General features: G+C 61.5%; 14 protein-coding genes. All 14 read right to left on the bottom strand.

The window, feature by feature from the left end; all coding sequences use genetic code 11:
• Window positions 1-62: 62 nt before the first annotated feature.
• The 14 genes from metW to IEX57_RS14970 all read right to left on the bottom strand — a co-directional run bounded on the left by metW (window position 63) and on the right by IEX57_RS14970 (window position 16513).
• The gene (gene metW, locus IEX57_RS15035; RefSeq protein ID WP_188705174.1) at window positions 63-659 is read right to left on the bottom strand and encodes a methionine biosynthesis protein MetW; all 597 of its coding nucleotides are present in this window, start codon (window positions 657-659) and stop codon (window positions 63-65) included.
• A complete protein-coding gene (gene metX / locus IEX57_RS15030; protein WP_188705173.1) occupies window positions 656-1795 on the bottom strand; it encodes a homoserine O-succinyltransferase MetX in 1140 nt (379 codons plus the stop codon). Before metX ends, metW begins: the two co-directional genes overlap by 4 nt.
• A 52-nt stretch (window positions 1796-1847) precedes the next feature.
• Window positions 1848-3620, bottom strand: a complete 1773-nt coding sequence (gene msbA, locus IEX57_RS15025; RefSeq protein WP_188705172.1) for a lipid A export permease/ATP-binding protein MsbA — start codon at window positions 3618-3620, stop codon at window positions 1848-1850.
• A gap of 320 nt (window positions 3621-3940) precedes the next feature.
• Window positions 3941-4519 carry a sugar O-acetyltransferase gene (locus tag IEX57_RS21350; RefSeq protein WP_188705171.1) on the bottom strand — a complete coding sequence of 193 codons (579 nt, stop codon included), beginning with the start codon at window positions 4517-4519 and terminating at the stop codon, window positions 3941-3943.
• A gap of 75 nt (window positions 4520-4594) precedes the next feature.
• Complete coding sequence (locus IEX57_RS15015; protein WP_188705170.1) at window positions 4595-5749, bottom strand: MalY/PatB family protein; 1155 nt, start codon at window positions 5747-5749, stop codon at window positions 4595-4597.
• A 12-nt stretch (window positions 5750-5761) separates the two neighbouring features.
• Window positions 5762-6676, bottom strand: a complete 915-nt coding sequence (locus IEX57_RS15010) for a DMT family transporter (protein ID WP_188705169.1) — start codon at window positions 6674-6676, stop codon at window positions 5762-5764.
• 202 nt (window positions 6677-6878) lie between these two features.
• Window positions 6879-7748, bottom strand: coding sequence for an NAD(+) diphosphatase (nudC, locus tag IEX57_RS15005; RefSeq protein ID WP_229709043.1), 870 nt, complete (start codon window positions 7746-7748; stop codon window positions 6879-6881).
• A 263-nt stretch (window positions 7749-8011) separates the two neighbouring features.
• Complete coding sequence (locus IEX57_RS15000) at window positions 8012-8476, bottom strand: EVE domain-containing protein (RefSeq protein WP_188705168.1); 465 nt, start codon at window positions 8474-8476, stop codon at window positions 8012-8014.
• A complete protein-coding gene (locus IEX57_RS14995) occupies window positions 8473-9243 on the bottom strand; it encodes a sulfite exporter TauE/SafE family protein (protein ID WP_188705167.1) in 771 nt (256 codons plus the stop codon). Before IEX57_RS14995 ends, IEX57_RS15000 begins: the two co-directional genes overlap by 4 nt.
• Before the next feature lie 859 nt (window positions 9244-10102).
• A complete protein-coding gene (locus tag IEX57_RS14990; protein ID WP_188705166.1) occupies window positions 10103-10702 on the bottom strand; it encodes a glutathione S-transferase family protein in 600 nt (199 codons plus the stop codon).
• A 145-nt stretch (window positions 10703-10847) separates the two neighbouring features.
• A complete protein-coding gene (locus IEX57_RS14985; protein ID WP_188705165.1) occupies window positions 10848-12152 on the bottom strand; it encodes an Hsp70 family protein in 1305 nt (434 codons plus the stop codon).
• Window positions 12153-12467: 315 nt separating this feature from the next.
• Window positions 12468-13673 carry an NAD(P)/FAD-dependent oxidoreductase gene (locus tag IEX57_RS14980; RefSeq protein ID WP_188705164.1) on the bottom strand — a complete coding sequence of 402 codons (1206 nt, stop codon included), beginning with the start codon at window positions 13671-13673 and terminating at the stop codon, window positions 12468-12470.
• Between the two features lie 174 nt (window positions 13674-13847).
• On the bottom strand, window positions 13848-15182 hold the full coding sequence (mnmE, locus tag IEX57_RS14975; RefSeq protein WP_229709042.1) for a tRNA uridine-5-carboxymethylaminomethyl(34) synthesis GTPase MnmE: 1335 nt from the start codon (window positions 15180-15182) through the stop codon (window positions 13848-13850).
• An 83-nt stretch (window positions 15183-15265) separates the two neighbouring features.
• Complete coding sequence (locus tag IEX57_RS14970; protein WP_188705162.1) at window positions 15266-16513, bottom strand: multifunctional CCA addition/repair protein; 1248 nt, start codon at window positions 16511-16513, stop codon at window positions 15266-15268.
• Window positions 16514-16584: the final 71 nt, after the last annotated feature.

Genomic DNA, 16584 nt, shown 5'->3' with positions numbered 1-16584 from the left:
CAGCACAGCCATAAAAAAGGGCTGCATCCGCAGCCCTTTTGTTCAAGCAGACGCCAGCCAGGTCAGGCTTTGTCGAAGCGCACCAGCGCCAGGCTGCCGCGCAGGTTGGGCAGGAACGAGACTTTTTGGCCCTGATGCATCACCACCTGACCGGTGGTCTTCATGCCCAGTTTGTTCAGCAGCCGGCCGAAGTCATAGATCGTGCACAGGTGGATGTTGGGCGTGTTGTACCACTCATAGGGAATGGTCTCCGACACCGGCATGCGGCCCAGCGCCAGTTGCCAGCGGTTTTCCCAGAAGCCGAAATTGGGAAAGGTGACGATGCCGGTGCGGCCCACGCGCAGCATTTCCAGCAGGATGTTCTCGATGTTGTGCATGGCCTGAATGGTCAGCGACAACACCACATAATCAAACGTGTTGTCCTGGAAGGTGCCAAGGCCGCTTTCCAGGTCAGTCTGGATCACATCGACATGCTTCTCGACGCAAGCGGTTACGCCATCGACATCGATTTCTACGCCGTAACCCTGCACGCGCTTGTTGCCCGACAACCAGGCCAGCAAAGAGCCATCGCCACAACCCAGATCGAGCACGCTGGCGTTGGGGTTGATCCAGTCCGCCACATTTCTGAGGTCAGGGCGCAAAGTCAGATTGTTGCTCATGCGTTCACCTCCGCTGCAACGCGGTTCAGATAGGCCCGCATGATGTTGTGATACGGCGCGTCCTCCATCAGGAAGGCGTCGTGGCCGTGGGCCGATTCAATCTCGGCGTAGCTGACGTGTTTGCGCGCATCCAGCAAGGCTTTGACGATCTCGCGCGAGCGCTCCGGCGCAAAGCGCCAGTCGCTGGTAAATGACACCACCAGGAATTTGGCCAGTGCTTCTTTAAGCGCCGTCGCCAGATCACCGCCGTAATGCCGGGCCGGGTCGAAGTAATCCAGCGCCTTGGTCATCAAGAGATATGTATTGGCGTCGAAAATGTCAGAGAACTTGTCGCCCTGATAGCGCAGATACGATTCGATCTCGAACTCGACATCGTAGCTGTACCGGTACTCGCCACTGCGCAGCAAACGGCCGAATTTCTCGCCCATGCCGTCATCAGACAGATAGGTGATGTGGCCCAGCATGCGCGCCAGGCGCAGGCCGCGGCGCGGTACGGTGTTGTGGGCGTAGAAATCGCCACCGTGAAAATCCGGATCAGTCAGGATGGCCTGGCGGGCGACGTCGTTGAAGGCAATGTTCTGCGCGGTCAGCCGGGGCGCAGAGGCAATCACCAGCGCATGCCGTACGCGCTGCGGGTAGGTGATGGTCCAGCGCAGCGCCTGCATGCCGCCCAGGCTGCCGCCGATAATGGCCGCAAACTGGTGAATGCCCAGCATGTCAGCCAGCCGCGCCTGGGTTTCCACCCAGTCACGCACCAGCACCAGCGGAAAGCGCGAACCGTACGGTGTGCCGGTTTCCGGGTCGATGGACGACGGGCCGGTAGAACCATGACAACCGCCCAGATTGTTGAGGCCAATCACAAAGAAACGGTTGGTATCAATGGGCTTGCCTGGCCCGACCATGTTGTCCCACCAGCCTGGATTCTTGTCGGATTCCTGATAACGGCCAGCCACGTGATGGTGGCCCGACAGCGCATGGCAGATCAGGATGGCGTTGGTGCGGTTCTCGTTGAGCGTGCCGTAGGTTTCATACATCAGCTCGTAGCGCGGCAAGGTCACGCCGCTGGACAAGGCGATGGGCTGATCGAACACGGCCTTCTGGGCTGAGACGATCCCTACGCTTGACGGGTTGGTCATGGTCGGTCCTGTTGGCTAATTCAGGTTTGTTCTTGTTGCGATGTATGCCGGATCAGGCTTTGGCGGCGGACGACGAATCATCCCCGGCAAACTGCGCCGCATGCATGTGGGCGTACTGGCCACCCTTGGTGATCAGCTCGCTATGGTGGCCAGACTCGATGATCTTGCCGTGCTGCATGACAATGATGCGGTCCACGTTTTCAATGGTGGACAAGCGGTGCGCAATCACAATGGTGGTGCGGTTTTTCATCAGGTTTTCCAGCGCAGCCTGCACCTTGCGTTCGGATTCGGTATCCAGCGCGCTGGTGGCTTCATCCAGAATCAGGATCGGCGCATCTTTGTAGATGGCGCGGGCAATGGCCAGGCGCTGGCGCTGACCGCCAGACAGCCGCACGCCGTTTTCGCCCAGAATGCTATCAAACCCTTCGGGCATGGCTTCGACGAAATCCCGCGCAAAGGCCGCTTCTGCAGCCGCCAGCACCCGCTCCCGCGAGGGGTTGGCATCGCCGTAGGCAATATTGGCCGCGACGGTGTCGTTGAACAGCACGACATCCTGGCTGACCATGGCGAACTGCCGGCGCAGGTCCAGCAGCTTGTAATCAGACAACTTCACGCCATCAAGCTTGATGCTGCCGCCCGTGGGATCGTAAAAACGCGGCAGCAGATTGGCCAGCGTGGTCTTGCCACTGCCGGAGCTCCCCACCAGCGCCACCGATTCACCCGGCGCCACCGTCAGCGACACGTGATCCAGCGCCGGACGGTCGTCGTCGTTGTAGCGGAACTGCAGGTCTTCCACCTTCAATTCGCCACGGGCGCGCTCCAGCGTTTGCGTGCCTTCATCGTGTTCGGTTTCTTCATCCAGCACCGCAAACACAGACTCTGCCGCAGCCAGGCCACGGTGCAGGCTTTCGTTGATCTTGGTGATGTTCTTGATGGGGGTTTGCAGCGCCATCATGGCCACCATGAACGACACAAACGAACCCGCCGTGAGCACCCCGGCCTGCGCGCGCAGGCTGGCGTAGTAAATGATGGCGGCCAGCGTGATCCCGATCAGGAACATGATCAGGCCCGAGTTGGTACTGGACGTCGCCGCACGTTTTACCGCCAGCGAACGCACGCGGTTGTTCACGGTGAAAAAGCGGTTGGTCTCGTACTTGCCGCCGCCAAACACCTTGACGATGCGCTGGCCAGAGATGGATTCATCCAGGATGCTGGTCATCTCGCCCATGGACGACTGCGTCGCGCGCGAGAGCTTGCGCTGGCGCTTGCCCACAATACGGATCGACAACGCTACGCCGGGCAGCAGCACCACGCACAACAGCGTGAGCTTCCAGTCGGTGTAGATCATCACGCCCAGCAGGAACACCGCCAGCATGGAATCACGCACCAGCACCGTGAGCACTTGCACGCCGGCATCCATGATCTGGTTGACGTCATACGTCACACGCGACACCAGCACGCCCACGGAGGATTTGTCGAAATACTTGACCGGCAACTGCATGAAGCGGCCGAACATGCGTTCGCGCAGGTCATGCATCACACGCGAGGACAGCCACGCGCTGGCGTAATCGCTGGAGAAATTGGAGACCAGCCGCAGCACGGCCATGCCCAGAATGACGGCAGGCAAGATCCAGGCGTCCTGGCGGGCGAGCGAGTCTGCGCGCAGGTTGCGGTCTACCAGTGGTTGCAGCAAGCGCGTCAGTGCGGCATCAACGCCGGCAGAAACGGCAAGGCCCACCATGGACATCACGACCATGCCCCAGTAGGGCTTGATCTGTTGCAGGATGCGGAAATAGAGGTTACGGCTGGTGGTGCGGTTGCTCATGCAGGCGGCTTGTCTGGCGCAAAACGCTGATTATAAACGGCGCGGGGATTAGCGGGGGGTAAAACGCGCCGGTGGCGCGGCGATCGCGATGTCTGCGTGAATATGCCGGGTTGCACATCAGTTTGTCATGCCGGCGCAGGCTGCAATCCAGTCGACTGCCGCAGGTGGCCTGTGCAGGCAGGCGCCGTAAACCCTGGATACTTGTTAGCGCCTGACGGCGTGGTGGTTTTGATGGGGGAAGAAATCAAAAACAAAAACAACGGCAAACCCGACGATGCCAGCAAAACTGCCCGCATCCACCAATCCCGCGTGGCCCGGCCTTACTCTTCCTGCCGCTTCAGATAAATCGTCGCCATATCCGGTTCATCCAGCGCTCTGACCACTGTGGCCGGGTTGCCAGCCACAAGGGTGCAGCGGGGAACGTCTTGTGTCACGACGGCGCCAGCACCAATAACGGCGTGGTCGCCAATGGTGACACCGGGGCAGATGATGGCGCCGGCGCCGATCCAGACGTTCTCGCCAATGGTCACCGGTTTGGCGGTGAAGGCAACTTGCTGGCGCTCCCACGGGTCGACCGGGTGGGTGGTGCTGTGGATTTGTACCCAAGGAGCGATCAGGGTGTAGTCGCCGATGATGACCGGGGCGCTGCCCGAGATGGTCAGCCCCAGGTTGACGAAGACTTTCTTGCCCAGCCGCACGTTGTGCCCGGCGGCGACAAACAACGGCGGGGTCACGGTGGCGCCGTCGGCCTGGCCGAACAACAGCGGCAGCAGTGCGGCGCGTTCGGCATCAGAGGTGGCGGGGTCGTTGAAGCGGCGCTGGCTCTCGCGCACGGCCTGGCGGGCCTCCTGGTTTTGCCCGATGTCTGCAAACTGGTACTTCACCGATTCTTTGGCCATGATCCCGCCCTTTCTCACAGATGGCCGCAGCTTACCGCGCGCGCTTGCCGGTGGCCGCAAACGCGGCAATGCCGGCTAACTGGTCCGGTTGGCCAGCGCTTCACGCATGCGGTGCAGGGCGTCTTGCAGGGTGCTGAGCGCACAACCGAAGTTCAGGCGCACAAAGCCTTTCAGGCCAAAATCCACCCCGTTGGACAACCCCACGCCCGCCGCTTCAAAGAACGCGGCCGGGTCTTCGATGCCGGTGTTGCGGCAGTCCACCCACGCCAGATACGTGGCTTCCGGGCGGGTGACGCGCAGCCCCAGATAGCCATCCAGTTGCTGCATGACCAGATCACGATTGCGGCGCAGTACATCCAGCAATGCCGTGCGCCAGGGTACGCCATCGCGGTAGGCGGCTTCACACGCCACGTAGCCGAAGATGTTCACGTGCGGCACGATCCCGCGCATGACATCGGTGAATTTCTTGCGCAGCGCCGGGTTGGGAATGATGGCAAACGAGCACCCGAGCCCCGGCACGTTGTAGGTTTTGGAGGGCGCCATCAGCGTAATGCTGCGCTGGGCGGCATCGGGGCTGAGCGCGGCAAACGGCACGTGTTTGTGCCCGGCATCCAGAATCAGGTCGCAGTGGATTTCATCGCTGACCACGACCATGTCATGGCGCTGGGCCACGGCCGCCAGTTGCAACAGTTCTTCGGTCCGCCAGACGCGCCCGACCGGGTTGTGCGGGTGGCACAGCATCAGCGTGTTGTTGCCCGGCCCCAGGCTGCCCACCAGCTGGTCGATATCCCAGGCCCAGCGCGTGCCGTCGCTGCCTTCGGCTTCCAGCATGGGCACGCGTACCAGCCGCCGTTGCGACAGGATCGGCGCGCTCATGAAGGGCGGATAAACCGGGGTGGCGGTCAGCACCGGATCATCATTGCTGCCAGTGGCGCGGCACGCCACATTCAGGCCGACCACAAGGCCTGGCAAGGGCACCAGCCAGTCAGGCTGGATTTGCCAGTTGTAATCGCGCTGCATAGCCATGACCAGAGTTTGTACCAGTGAGGCCTGCGGGTCCGGATAGCCAAACACGCCGTGCGCCACGCGTTCCTGCAGGGCACTGGCAATGGCGGGCGGCGAGGCGAAATCCATATCCGCCACCCACAAGGGCAGGACGTCCTCGTCATACTTGCGCCACTTGGTACTGTCGCTGTCGCGACGGTTGATGACCGTATCAAAATCAAACATCCGCAATCCTTGTCATTTCTTGTGGCTGATGCGCCAGACCCCGGCCATGACGACGACCGTGCCCAGCCATTGTAGCGGTGTGAGGTGCTCGTTCAGTATCAGCACCCCCAGAAAAATGGTCAGAATCGGCCCCATGCTGCCGATGATGGCGGTGCGCGGCGCGCCAATGCGGGCCATGGCGGCGGCCAGCGCGTAAATCGGGAATACCGTTGCCACCAGCGCAATCACTGCGGCATAAGCCCACACCGGCCACGGCAAAACCAGCGCCGAGAAGGGCCGCGTCAGCACAAAGTGCGTAAGCATGGCCGCAGCCGAGACCGTCAGCGCGTTTTCCGTAAAGCGCATGGCGCCCACACGGGCGATGACGCGCGGACTGAAAGTCAGGAACACGGCGTAGCACAAGGTGCTGAGGAACACCTGACCAATCCCCAGCCACGTGCCTTGCGCGGCAGACAACTCCGGCCACAGCACCAGCAACATGCCGGTATAAGAGATCACCAGCGCCCCGGCCACGCGGCGGGTGATGGCGTGGTGCGCAAACACGGCTGATAACAGCACGGTAAAGGTGGGGTACAGAAACAGGATCAGCCGCTCCAGACTGGCGCTGACGGTGACGAGGCCCAGGAAATCAAACAGGCTGGAGAGGTAATAGCCCGCCAGCCCAAGGCCGATCAAATGCCAGCGGTCTTGCCGGGTCATGGCCGGGCCATCGTCACGCCGCACCAGTTTCACCAGCCAGAACAAGGGCAAGGCCAGTGCCAGCCGCAAGGTGAGCAAGGTGATGGCGTCAACGTGGTAGCGGTAGGCCAGCTTTACAAAAATGGCTTTGGAGGCAAAACCGGTGGCGGCGCACAGGGCCAGGATCACGCCAAAGCGAAAGCGGCCATCTGCGTGTTCGTGGGGTGTTGCCAGCGTTGTTTCAGACATTCACGGTTCCTTGGCCGTGGGGCGAAGACCGTGACTGGGGTGATGTTGACTGCGCTGCCATCCCGTCCCGGTACCTCGCGCCGGGATGGCAAAAAGGCACTCACCCCCGGGCGTTCAGATGCCAGGATGCGTGCCACAGAGAAAAGGGAAATGCAGCTACACGGTTCATGCCAATGACCTTAGCATGCACTTTGCCGGCTTGTCACTGATCGATGGCCGCATCGGCCTGCATGCGCGCGACGGTGGCTTCAATCAGGCGCCGCGCAATGCTGGCGCGCATGGGCAAGTCGGGCAGGCGATCAAGCGTGAACCATTGCGCGTCTTCAATCTCATCAGGCTGGCAGACGATCTCGCCGCCGTCGTAATCTGCGGTGAACGCCAGCATCAGCGAGTGCGGAAACGGCCAGCTCTGGCTGTCGAACCATTGCAGGTTCTTCACGCGCAGGCCGACTTCTTCCATGACCTCGCGGTGGATGGTGTCCTCGCACGATTCGCCGGCCTCGACAAACCCGGCCAGCGCGCTGTACATACCCGGTTTGAAGTGGGGCGAGCGCGCCAGCAGCAGCCGGTCGCCATCGCGGATCAGCACCATGATGGCCGGCGATACCCGCGGGTAATGACGATAGCCACAAGCCGGACAGACCCGCGCCGGTTCATGCGCCGCGACCTCGGTCTTTGTGCCGCAAACGCCGCAAAACCGATGCTCCCGATCCCAGGTCGCCATTTGTTTGGCGCGCGTGGCAATCCAGAAATCAGCCTCATCCATATGGCCGTAAATGGCCCGCAGATTGTGGTTCACCCAGCCGGAAGGCGCCTGAGTGGTCTGCGGCCAGAACAGCAGGCGGCAGGGCTCGCCCGCGCGGTGGCCAATCAGGTAATCAAGCTCTGGCGAGCCAAGCTGTTCGATCAGGACTTGCGCGCGCGGCAGGCCGCGGCTGTCATCCAGCAGCAACTCTTCACCCACAAAGGCGTAGCAACGCGCCTGATCATCGGCGCAACGAGAGGCAAAAGCGGGAACAAAGCTGGAGAGCGGCATGGATTCATCATACGCGCAGTCACGACAAAAGTTCATGACACGGTGCTTGCAGCAGGCAAGCATCTGCACCGTCTTGGGGCCTGACCCGTTCTGCGTACATTTTTGAAAATTTTTTGCGAAATGTGTCAACCAGCCGGAAAAACACCCCGTTATTACCGTGCGGGCGGCGAGAGCTGCTCGTGTGCGGTTGACAACGCTCTGTCGCCTTAACAGGCACGAGCTTTAGGGCACCTGCTTGATGCAGGTGCCTTTTTTCTTTTGCGCGGCCGATGTTTGCCGTGGCAAACATGCCGTTGCCATCACAGTTTGTGGCTAATGGCGTCCCACTCGGCGCGGCTTACCGGCGTAATCGACAACCGGTTGCCCCGCTGCAGCACCTGCATCTCGGCCAGTTCTGGCATGGCGCGCATTTCCGGCAAGCCCATCAGCCGGGTTTTCTTCACAAACTTCACGTCCACCTGCATCCAGCGCGGGTTTTCGCGGCTGGATTTCGGATCAAAGTACTTGGAGTCCGGCTCAAACTGGGTCGGGTCCGGGTAGGCCGCGCTGCTGACTTCGGCAATCCCCGCAATACCAGGCTCCGGGCAACTGGAGTGATAGAACAGCACCACGTCGCCCACCTGCATCTGATCCCGCATGAAATTGCGCGCCTGATAATTGCGCACGCCAAACCAGCCCAGCTTGCCATCACGCGCCAGGTGATCAATCCCGGCTTCATCGGGTTCTGACTTCATCAGCCAGTAGTGAACAGGACGAGTGCTCATGCGTGCAAGGTATCCCAGATCAGTTTGGCCAGCAGCACAATGGCCAGGGTCAGAAACAGACGGCGTATCCACGTATTGCCGCCCTTGAGCGCCATGCGGCTGCCCACCTGCGCGCCCGCCACGTTGGCGGCGGCCATGGGTATGGCATAACCATAGATCACCGCGCCGACCGGGATGAAAGAAACCAGCGCCGCCAGGTTGGTAGCCAGGTTCACCACCTTGGCCGAGGCCGAAGCGCGCAGAAAATCAAAGTGGAAAAAGCGCACAAACAAAAAGATCAGGAACGACCCCGTACCCGGCCCGAAAAAGCCATCATAAAACCCGATACACGCGCCGATCACCAACCCCACATACAGATCACGCCGGGTCAGCGGCCGGCCGGCATCTTCTGTACCGAAATCCGGTTTGATCCACGTGTACACCAGCATGACGGCCAGCAAGATAATCACCAGCGGCCGCACCCAGTGTTTATCCAGCAACTGGATCATGCTGGCGCCCCCATAAGAACCCAGAAACGCCGCCACCGCACAGGGCAGCAGAATATGCCAGTCCAGCTTCACCTGCCGCGCATACCGCCACGTTGCCGAAGCCGTACCCATGATGCTGGCAAACTTGTTGGTACCCATCAGCGTCGCTGGCGCCACATTCGGCAAGATCGCAAACAACCCCGGCACCTGAATCAGGCCACCCCCGCCCACAGCGGCATCAATCATGCCGGCGACAAAAGAAAGCGGAATCAACAAGGCGATGGTGCTGGGGTCGATCATGGTGAATGCAGCGCGTGAGAGTCAGGCCGACAGATTGCCATCAGGCGTGTTGCGTGAATATTGTGCGCAACCCGAACGGAGAGCCCATTCACCATTGATAAGGTGCCAACCGCTTTGCTGGATTCCGGCCAAGAGGGCCGCCGAGGTCCGGAATGACGACGTGGTGGGGCGCGCCAATCAGTATTGCAACCAATGCTTGCAAACAGCGGCGTAGGGTGGATTCGCGAAGCAATCCACGGCAGTGATGGTGGATTGTCGCTCCGCTCCGAATCCACCCTACAAAACCTGCCCCCGGATGGGCTGGTTGCAGTTGCAGTTGCAGTTGCAGTTGCAGTTGATTTTCGGGGTTGGGGTTGGGGTTGCTTTTGACGTTGGGCCCCTTTGACTGCGCCGAGCATCGCAGCAAGGCGCGGCGACCAAGGCGAAGCGGTAGGCCAAAGGCCGAACTCGCGAGCCAGCCGCGCCTTGCGAGAAGCACAGGGAACCCACGTAGTGGGCGCCGTCGCAGGGGTCGCCTTTTCTTTGGTGCCTTTCTTTTGGCGACCCAAAAGAAAGGCACTTGCTGTCGGGCAACCCCCGACATGTAAAACACCCGCGCCGCCAGGCGCTAACAAAAGACCCAGGTTTCAGCAGCCCCGGCACCCATCGCAGCTGGATTCCGGCTCAAGGCCGGAATGACGAGCCTGTGGAACAACGTTGAAACCGTCACAACCGTCATCATCGCAGCTGGATTCCAGCTTAAAGCCGGAATGACGAGTCTATGAAGCACCGCTAAAAGCCACCCCCATCGCCAACATCGCAGCTGAATTCCCCCTCAAGCCCGCAATAACGAGCCTGCCAGGCAACTCACCCCCCCTCCTCACCCCATTTCCACATAACCCGGCTGACTAGCCACCCGCTCCAGCCAGCCCCGCACCGCCGGAAACGGCGCCAGATCAATCAACCCTTCATGCGCCTTGTGCGTATAGGCATACAACGCGATATCCGCAATGGAATACCGCTCACCCACAAAGAAACGCCGGGTCGAGAGGTGCTGTTCCATCACCGCCAGCACTTCGGCACTGGCTTTGATCTTCTGCTGCAACTGGGCTTCCCGCTCAGCCGGGCGGCCGGCGAACAGCACAATAAAGCGGGCGACGGCGAGGTTGGGCTCGTGTTTGTATTGTTCAAAGAAAAGCCACTGCATCACCTGCGCCTGTTCCAGCCGGTCTTGCGGGAACAGGTCAGAGCCCTGGGCCAGGTAATACAGGATGGCGTTGGATTCAGGCAGGAAAGAAGCGGCAGAGATCTGCAACACCGGCACTTGTCCGGCAGGGTTCATGGCCAGGAATGCCGCGCTGTGCGTGGCGCCATTCATCATGTCCACCTCGTTCCAGGTGAACGGTTTATCCAGCTGGCTGAGGGCGAGTTTGACCTTGTAACAGTTGCCGGACTGGGCAACGCCATGAACCGTGTACATGCAGTGCTCCTGAGTTTTTATCGTTTGGTCGTTTTGTCAGCACGATCGCGGTGACGGAGAAAGCCGGTGCGCGCAAGGCACGCAAACGCGCCTTGGGGGCGGGCGGTGCGCCCTACGCAGCCCGCACCGGGTTTTGTCCTTGCGGTCAGCCAAATTTGCGGCGGGCGTCGATGGCCAGACCGGCACCAATGCTGCCGAACAGATCGCCTTCCACATGGCGCGCAGCCGGCAACAAAGCACCTACGCGCTGGCGCAACAGCGGCACGCCGCTGGAACCGCCAGTGAAGAACACGGTGTCGATCTGGTCCGCCCGCAAACCGGCCTGGCTCAGGATCTGCTGCACGGTGTCTTCAATGCGGGTGATCTGGCCGTCAATGGCGCCTTCGAAATCCTGGCGGGAGATATCGTGGTACAGGCCGTCTTCAATGCGTTCCAGCGCCAGACGGTGGCTGGGCGTATCCGACAGGGCGATCTTGGTTTCTTCGGCGCGCATGGCCAGCCAGTGGCCGGTGCGGCGCTGGATCAGGTTCAGCAGGCGATCAAGCACGGCGCGGGTCTCGGTTCCGGAATCGCGGAACACATCCTGCAGTTCGGTCCAGATCTTGCGCGTGTAGACAAAGTTGATGGTGTGCCAGGTGGCCAGGTTGAAGTAATAACTGGACGGCACTTCCGAGTTGTTCTTCAGGCGGCTGCGATAACCCAGCAGCGGCATGATGCTCGACAGGCTCAGCGCCTTGTCAAAATCCGTCCCGCCGATGTGCACACCGCCGTTGGCGAGGATGTCGTCGAACCGGTCAATCTTGCGCGCGCGCTCTGGCGAGAGGCGCAGCAAAGAGAAGTCAGACGTACCACCGCCGATATCGACAATCAGCGTGAGTTCTTCGCGCGACAGCGTGCTTTCATAGTCAAACGCGGCGGCAATCGGTTCGTACTGGAATTCGACATGCTTGAGGCCGTGTGCACGGGCGATCTCGGCCAGCACGTCTTGCGCCAGTTGGTCAGCGGCGGGGTTGTCATCGACAAAATGCACCGGGCGGCCCAGCACCGCGCTGTCAAAACCGCGCCCGGCAGAGGCTTCAGCGCGGTGTTTCAGTTCGGCAATGAAATGCCCCAGGATGTGCTTGAACGAGAGCGAGCGGCCTTGCACTTCGGTCTGCAAATCCATCAGCCCGGTGCCCAGAATGCTCTTGAGCGAACGCATCAGCCGGCCTTCATACCCTTCCAGATACTCACCCAGCGCTGCGCGGCCATAGCTGACCGTTTCTTCTTCGATATTGAAGAACAGCATGGAAGGCAGGGTGGTTTTACCGTCTTCTAGCGCCAGCAGGAGCGGCGCGCCGGGGCGGACCCAGCCGACAGTAGAGTTGGAGGTGCCAAAGTCGATGCCGCAAGCGCGGGCGGCTTCAGTGGCAGCGGGATGGGCTAACTGCGAAACAGCGGGATGATTCAAAGCGTGTCCTGACTTGGTACAAGGTTGCGGCAAGGGGTTGAGCCCCGCCCGGACACCTCATCATGCCAGCCTTGCGGCGTTTTGCGAATACACAAAGACATGGGTGACCGTGCAACCAGGGTTAAGCCGGCGCGGTGCAGCAATAACACAACGCCGGAAAACACGTTATTTTGCCTGAATCATTTGGCAGTTTCGTGGCAGTCCGTCGGCTGATGTCACAAACAAGGGGCCAATGGCAGCGTAATGCTTGCGTGCCTGGCCCCCTGTTCGCGGCTCACTGCCTGTTTTGATCAGGCCGCGTTGAACCCAGCCCGATCACGCCACGACCGGGCGGGCCGGGTCAGCCAGTGCCAGCGCGGCGGCGCGATCGGCTTCCGGCGGGTAGATCCAGATACTGTTGATCTGCTGCTTGAGCGATTTGGCTTCGGCCCCGCGCAAGACCACCTGACGATCCCAGCCCTCGGTGTACACCGCGCCCCACGGACCCAGATCCAGACACGTCACGTACTTGGGCTGGCGGTAGGCGGCCGGGGTCACACCCAGAAGGTCTGCTACCGCATTGTTGCCGGCCGAACGCCCCAGCGCCATGGCGTGCTGGCAGGACATCATGGCGTGGTTGCCGATGTCATCGGTCGCCGCGTGGGCACAATCGCCGGTGGCGTACACGTCGGCCACGCCCGGCACCTTGAGGTTGTCATCGACCACGAGGCGGCCAAAGGCATCGCGCTCGGCCGGGATTTGCGCCGTCAGTGCGCTGGCGCGGGCGCCGGCGGTCCAGATCACGGTAGCAGCTTCAATGCGCTCGCCGTTATCCAGCGTGACGCCATGGTCATCCACTGCGGCGACGGCGGTGCTCAAACGCCAGGTGACACCCAGCGAACCCAGCGCTTCTTCAATCACCGGACGCGGGCCGGGGCCAAGGTCGGGGCCGATATCGGCATTGAGCTCAACCATGATCACGCGTATCGGCGTGTCCTCGCCCAGCGCCTCACGCAGGCGGGCGGGCATTTCTGCTGCGGTTTCGATACCGGTAAAGCCACCGCCGGCCACCACCACCGTGTTGCGCGCCAGCGAGGACGGCTGTTGCGCCAGCGCCTTGATGTGCTCATCCAGCCGCACCGCCTCGGCCAGCTGGTCGACGTTGAAGGCATGCTCAGCCAGGCCGGCAATCTGCGGGCGGAACAAGCGGCTGCCAGCGGCCAGCACAAGCCGGTCGTAGCCTTGCAGTGTGGTTTCACCCGCCGCATTGGTCACTTCAACCTGATGACCTTCAACGTCAATCCGGCCCACCATGCCCTGGATAAACCGCACGCCGACCGCATCGAACAGCGCTTGCAGCGGCGCTTTCATGGCCTCCGGGTTTTGTTCATACAGCCGCGGGCGCACGTGCAGCTCCGCCAGCGGGGCGATCAGTGCGATTTCCACGTTGGTGCGGTCATGCATATCCAGCAGGCGCACGGCAGACAGCGCGCTCCACATGCCGGCAAAACCAGCACCAATAATGAGAATCCGTTGTTTCATCTTGCAACTCCTTGGGTACAGTAACGTCTGGCACGAACCATGCAACCGTGCTGATTCGTGGGGTCAGGAACTAGACGCCACAGCTGCGCAAGTTGTGACAACGCAGATCAACAGACATGAAAAAAGCAGCCCGAAAGCTGCTTTTTCACATTCGCCGCACCGCAAGGATGGCGCTTATTTGCCGATGCAAAAGCGGCTGAAAATCACGCCCAGCAAATCGTCAGATGAGAACTCGCCGGTGATCTCGTTCAGCGTCACCTGCGCCAGGCGCAATTCCTCGGCAAACAATTCCAGCGCATGAAACGCATGTCCCGCGTTAACGAGATGTTCCGCGCCGCGGCGGATGGCATCCAGATGGCGTTCACGGGCGATGAACACGCCTTCGTTGGCGCCGTGCCAGCCGGCCATGTGCAACAGACGGGTGCGCAACGGGTCCAGCCCCTGCCCTGATTGCGCAGAAACATGCACCTCGGTCTCGCCCACGGCGCCGGCCACTTCGCCGGTCAGGTCGATCTTGTTGAATACGCGCAGCACCGGCAAGGCGGGCGGCAGGCGGTCCAGAATGGCCTCGTCATGCGGGGTCACACCCTCGCGCGAGTCGATCAGCAGCAGCGCCAGATCGGCTTTTTCTACCGCGCGCCAGGTGCGCTCAATGCCGATCTGTTCCACCGTGTCTTCGGTCTCGCGCAGGCCGGCGGTATCAATGATGTGCAGCGGTACGCCATCGAGCTGGATCAGCTCGCGCACGGTGTCGCGGGTGGTGCCGGCAATGTCGGTGACAATGGCCACTTCCTCGCCCGCCAGCGCGTTCATCAAGCTGGATTTACCCACGTTGGGCTGACCAATCAGCACCACGTGCATGCCTTCGCGCAGCAAGCGGCCCTGGCTGGCCGTGGCCAGCACGCGCGCCAGTTGCGCTTGCAAGTCGTTCAGGCGGCCGCGCGCGTTGGCAGCTTCCAGAAAATCAATGTCTTCTTCCGGGAAATCAATGGTGGCCTCAACCAGCATGCGCAGGTTGATCAGTTCTTCAACCAGCGTGTTGATCTCGCGGCTGAAAGCGCCATCGAGCGATTTGAGCGCAGAACGCGCGGCGGCTTCAGACTGGGCGTCGATCAAGTCGGCCACGGCTTCGGCCTGGGCCAGATCAAGTTTGCTGTTCAGGAACGCGCGCTTGGTGAACTCGCCTGGCTCGGCATGGCGCGCACCCAGCGCCACGCAACGCGCCAGCAGCATGCGCATGACCACCGGGCCGCCGTGGCCTTGTAGCTCTAGCACGTTCTCGCCGGTAAACGAGTTGGGGCCAGGAAAATACAACGCCAAGCCTTCGTCGATCACGCTGCCGTCTTCATCCTTGAATTTGGCAAAGTGCGCGTGGCGCGGTGTGAGTTCGCGCCCGATCAGCCCGGCCACAAGGGCAGACAGGTCCTGGCCGGACACGCGGATCACGCCCACGCCGCCGCGTCCGGGGGCGGTGGCAATGGCGGCAATGGTATCGGGGTGGTAGAGCACGTTCACTCGCTGCGCACTGCGCGGTTAGGGGCGGTCAGCACATCATGCCTGTACTGGATCGCACCCGTGTTTCAGTTTCAATATCAATGGGTTTCGTGACGAAACTGTGCTTGTTCACGCAAGACCCGCATGGCCTCGACAATGGCGTCGGTACGCGCAGCGGCCACGCGTTGCGGAATCTGCGCCTTGTCTTCAGTGGCGCCGGCAATGGCACCGGCATCCACGGCGCGGGCTGCCGCCAACAGTGCGCGCAGGTATTCGGCTTGCGGATAGGGCGTGTTTTCCAGCCCCAGCCGGCCACGCGCATCGGCGGCGCAGGCGTCCAGCATGGCAGAGAACCGGTCTGGTTTGCGCAGGCCGTCGCAGCGGCCGAACAGTTCCAGCACGGTGCCAGCACGCAATTCACGCGCGCGGTGCACATTGGTGTGGTCACGGCACACCATGATGGCCAGGTCACGACATTCAGCCGGCGCGCGGATGCGTTCACAGAATTGCTCGACCAGCGGCACGCCTTTGCCTTCATGACCGTGGTGCGACGGCAGCATTTCTTCCGGCGTGCGCGCCTTGCCCAGGTCGTGGCACAGCGCGGCAAAGCGCGTGGCCAGCGGCAATTGCTGGCGGGCGGCGTAGTCGATCACCATCATCACATGCACGCCGGTATCGATCTCCGGGTGGTGTTTTTCTGGCTGCGGCACGCCAAACAGGGCGTCGATTTCCGGCATGACCCGCGCCAGCGCGCCGCACTCGCGCAGCACGGTGAACATGCGCGAGGGCGTGTCTTCCATCAGCCCCTTGGCGATCTCTTGCCATACGCGCTCGGGCACCAGGTGATCCACCTCGCCCGATCTGACCATTTCGCGCATCAGGTCCATGGTTTCCGGGGCGACGGCAAAATCAAAACGCGCAGCAAACCGCGCCAGGCGCAGCACGCGCACCGGGTCTTCCACAAACGCAATCGAGACGTGCCGCAACACGCCGGCCTTGACGTCATCGGCGCCGTTGAACGGATCGACAATCTGGCCGTCTTCGCCTTGTGCCATGGCGTTGATGGTCAGATCACGGCGCAAGAGGTCTTCTTCCAGCGTGACATCCGGCGCGGCGTACACCTGAAACCCTTTATAGCCATGGCCGGATTTGCGTTCGGTACGCGCCAGCGCGTATTCCTCGTGCGTTTGCGGGTGCAGGAACACCGGAAAATCCTTGCCGACCGGCTTGTAGCCCTGCGCGACCATGTCGTCCGGCGTGGCGCCGACCACGACCCAGTCCACATCCTTGACCGGCAAACCCAGCATTTCGTCGCGCACTGCGCCGCCCACGCGGTAAATCTTCATGACTGATCCTGCTTTGCGTTGTGTACGGTTGTTGCCTTGATTGTAACCGGCCACCCATGAAAAAGCGGGGA

It is taken from the genome of Silvimonas iriomotensis, from assembly GCF_014645535.1.
GTDB lineage: Bacteria > Pseudomonadota > Gammaproteobacteria > Burkholderiales > Chitinibacteraceae > Silvimonas > Silvimonas iriomotensis.
Note: the sequence above shows the minus strand (reverse complement) of the source record. Positions and strands in the feature narration are given on the sequence as shown.

Excerpts from the sequence above, each read along its gene's own strand:
- IEX57_RS15010 (WP_188705169.1), bottom strand. The coding sequence starts at position 6,676 with ATGTCTGAAACAACGCTGGCAACACCCCACGAACACGCAGATGGCCGC.
- IEX57_RS14995 (WP_188705167.1), bottom strand. The coding sequence starts at position 9,243 with ATGATCGACCCCAGCACCATCGCCTTGTTGATTCCGCTTTCTTTTGTC.
- IEX57_RS14970 (WP_188705162.1), bottom strand. The coding sequence starts at position 16,513 with ATGAAGATTTACCGCGTGGGCGGCGCAGTGCGCGACGAAATGCTGGGT.
- IEX57_RS14990 (WP_188705166.1), bottom strand. The coding sequence starts at position 10,702 with ATGTACACGGTTCATGGCGTTGCCCAGTCCGGCAACTGTTACAAGGTC.
- IEX57_RS15000 (WP_188705168.1), bottom strand. The coding sequence starts at position 8,476 with ATGAGCACTCGTCCTGTTCACTACTGGCTGATGAAGTCAGAACCCGAT.
- metX (WP_188705173.1), bottom strand. The coding sequence starts at position 1,795 with ATGACCAACCCGTCAAGCGTAGGGATCGTCTCAGCCCAGAAGGCCGTG.
- IEX57_RS21350 (WP_188705171.1), bottom strand. The coding sequence starts at position 4,519 with ATGGCCAAAGAATCGGTGAAGTACCAGTTTGCAGACATCGGGCAAAAC.
- metW (WP_188705174.1), bottom strand. The coding sequence starts at position 659 with ATGAGCAACAATCTGACTTTGCGCCCTGACCTCAGAAATGTGGCGGAC.
- nudC (WP_229709043.1), bottom strand. The coding sequence starts at position 7,748 with ATGAACTTTTGTCGTGACTGCGCGTATGATGAATCCATGCCGCTCTCC.
- IEX57_RS15015 (WP_188705170.1), bottom strand. The coding sequence starts at position 5,749 with ATGTTTGATTTTGATACGGTCATCAACCGTCGCGACAGCGACAGTACC.
- IEX57_RS14980 (WP_188705164.1), bottom strand. The coding sequence starts at position 13,673 with ATGAAACAACGGATTCTCATTATTGGTGCTGGTTTTGCCGGCATGTGG.
- msbA (WP_188705172.1), bottom strand. The coding sequence starts at position 3,620 with ATGAGCAACCGCACCACCAGCCGTAACCTCTATTTCCGCATCCTGCAA.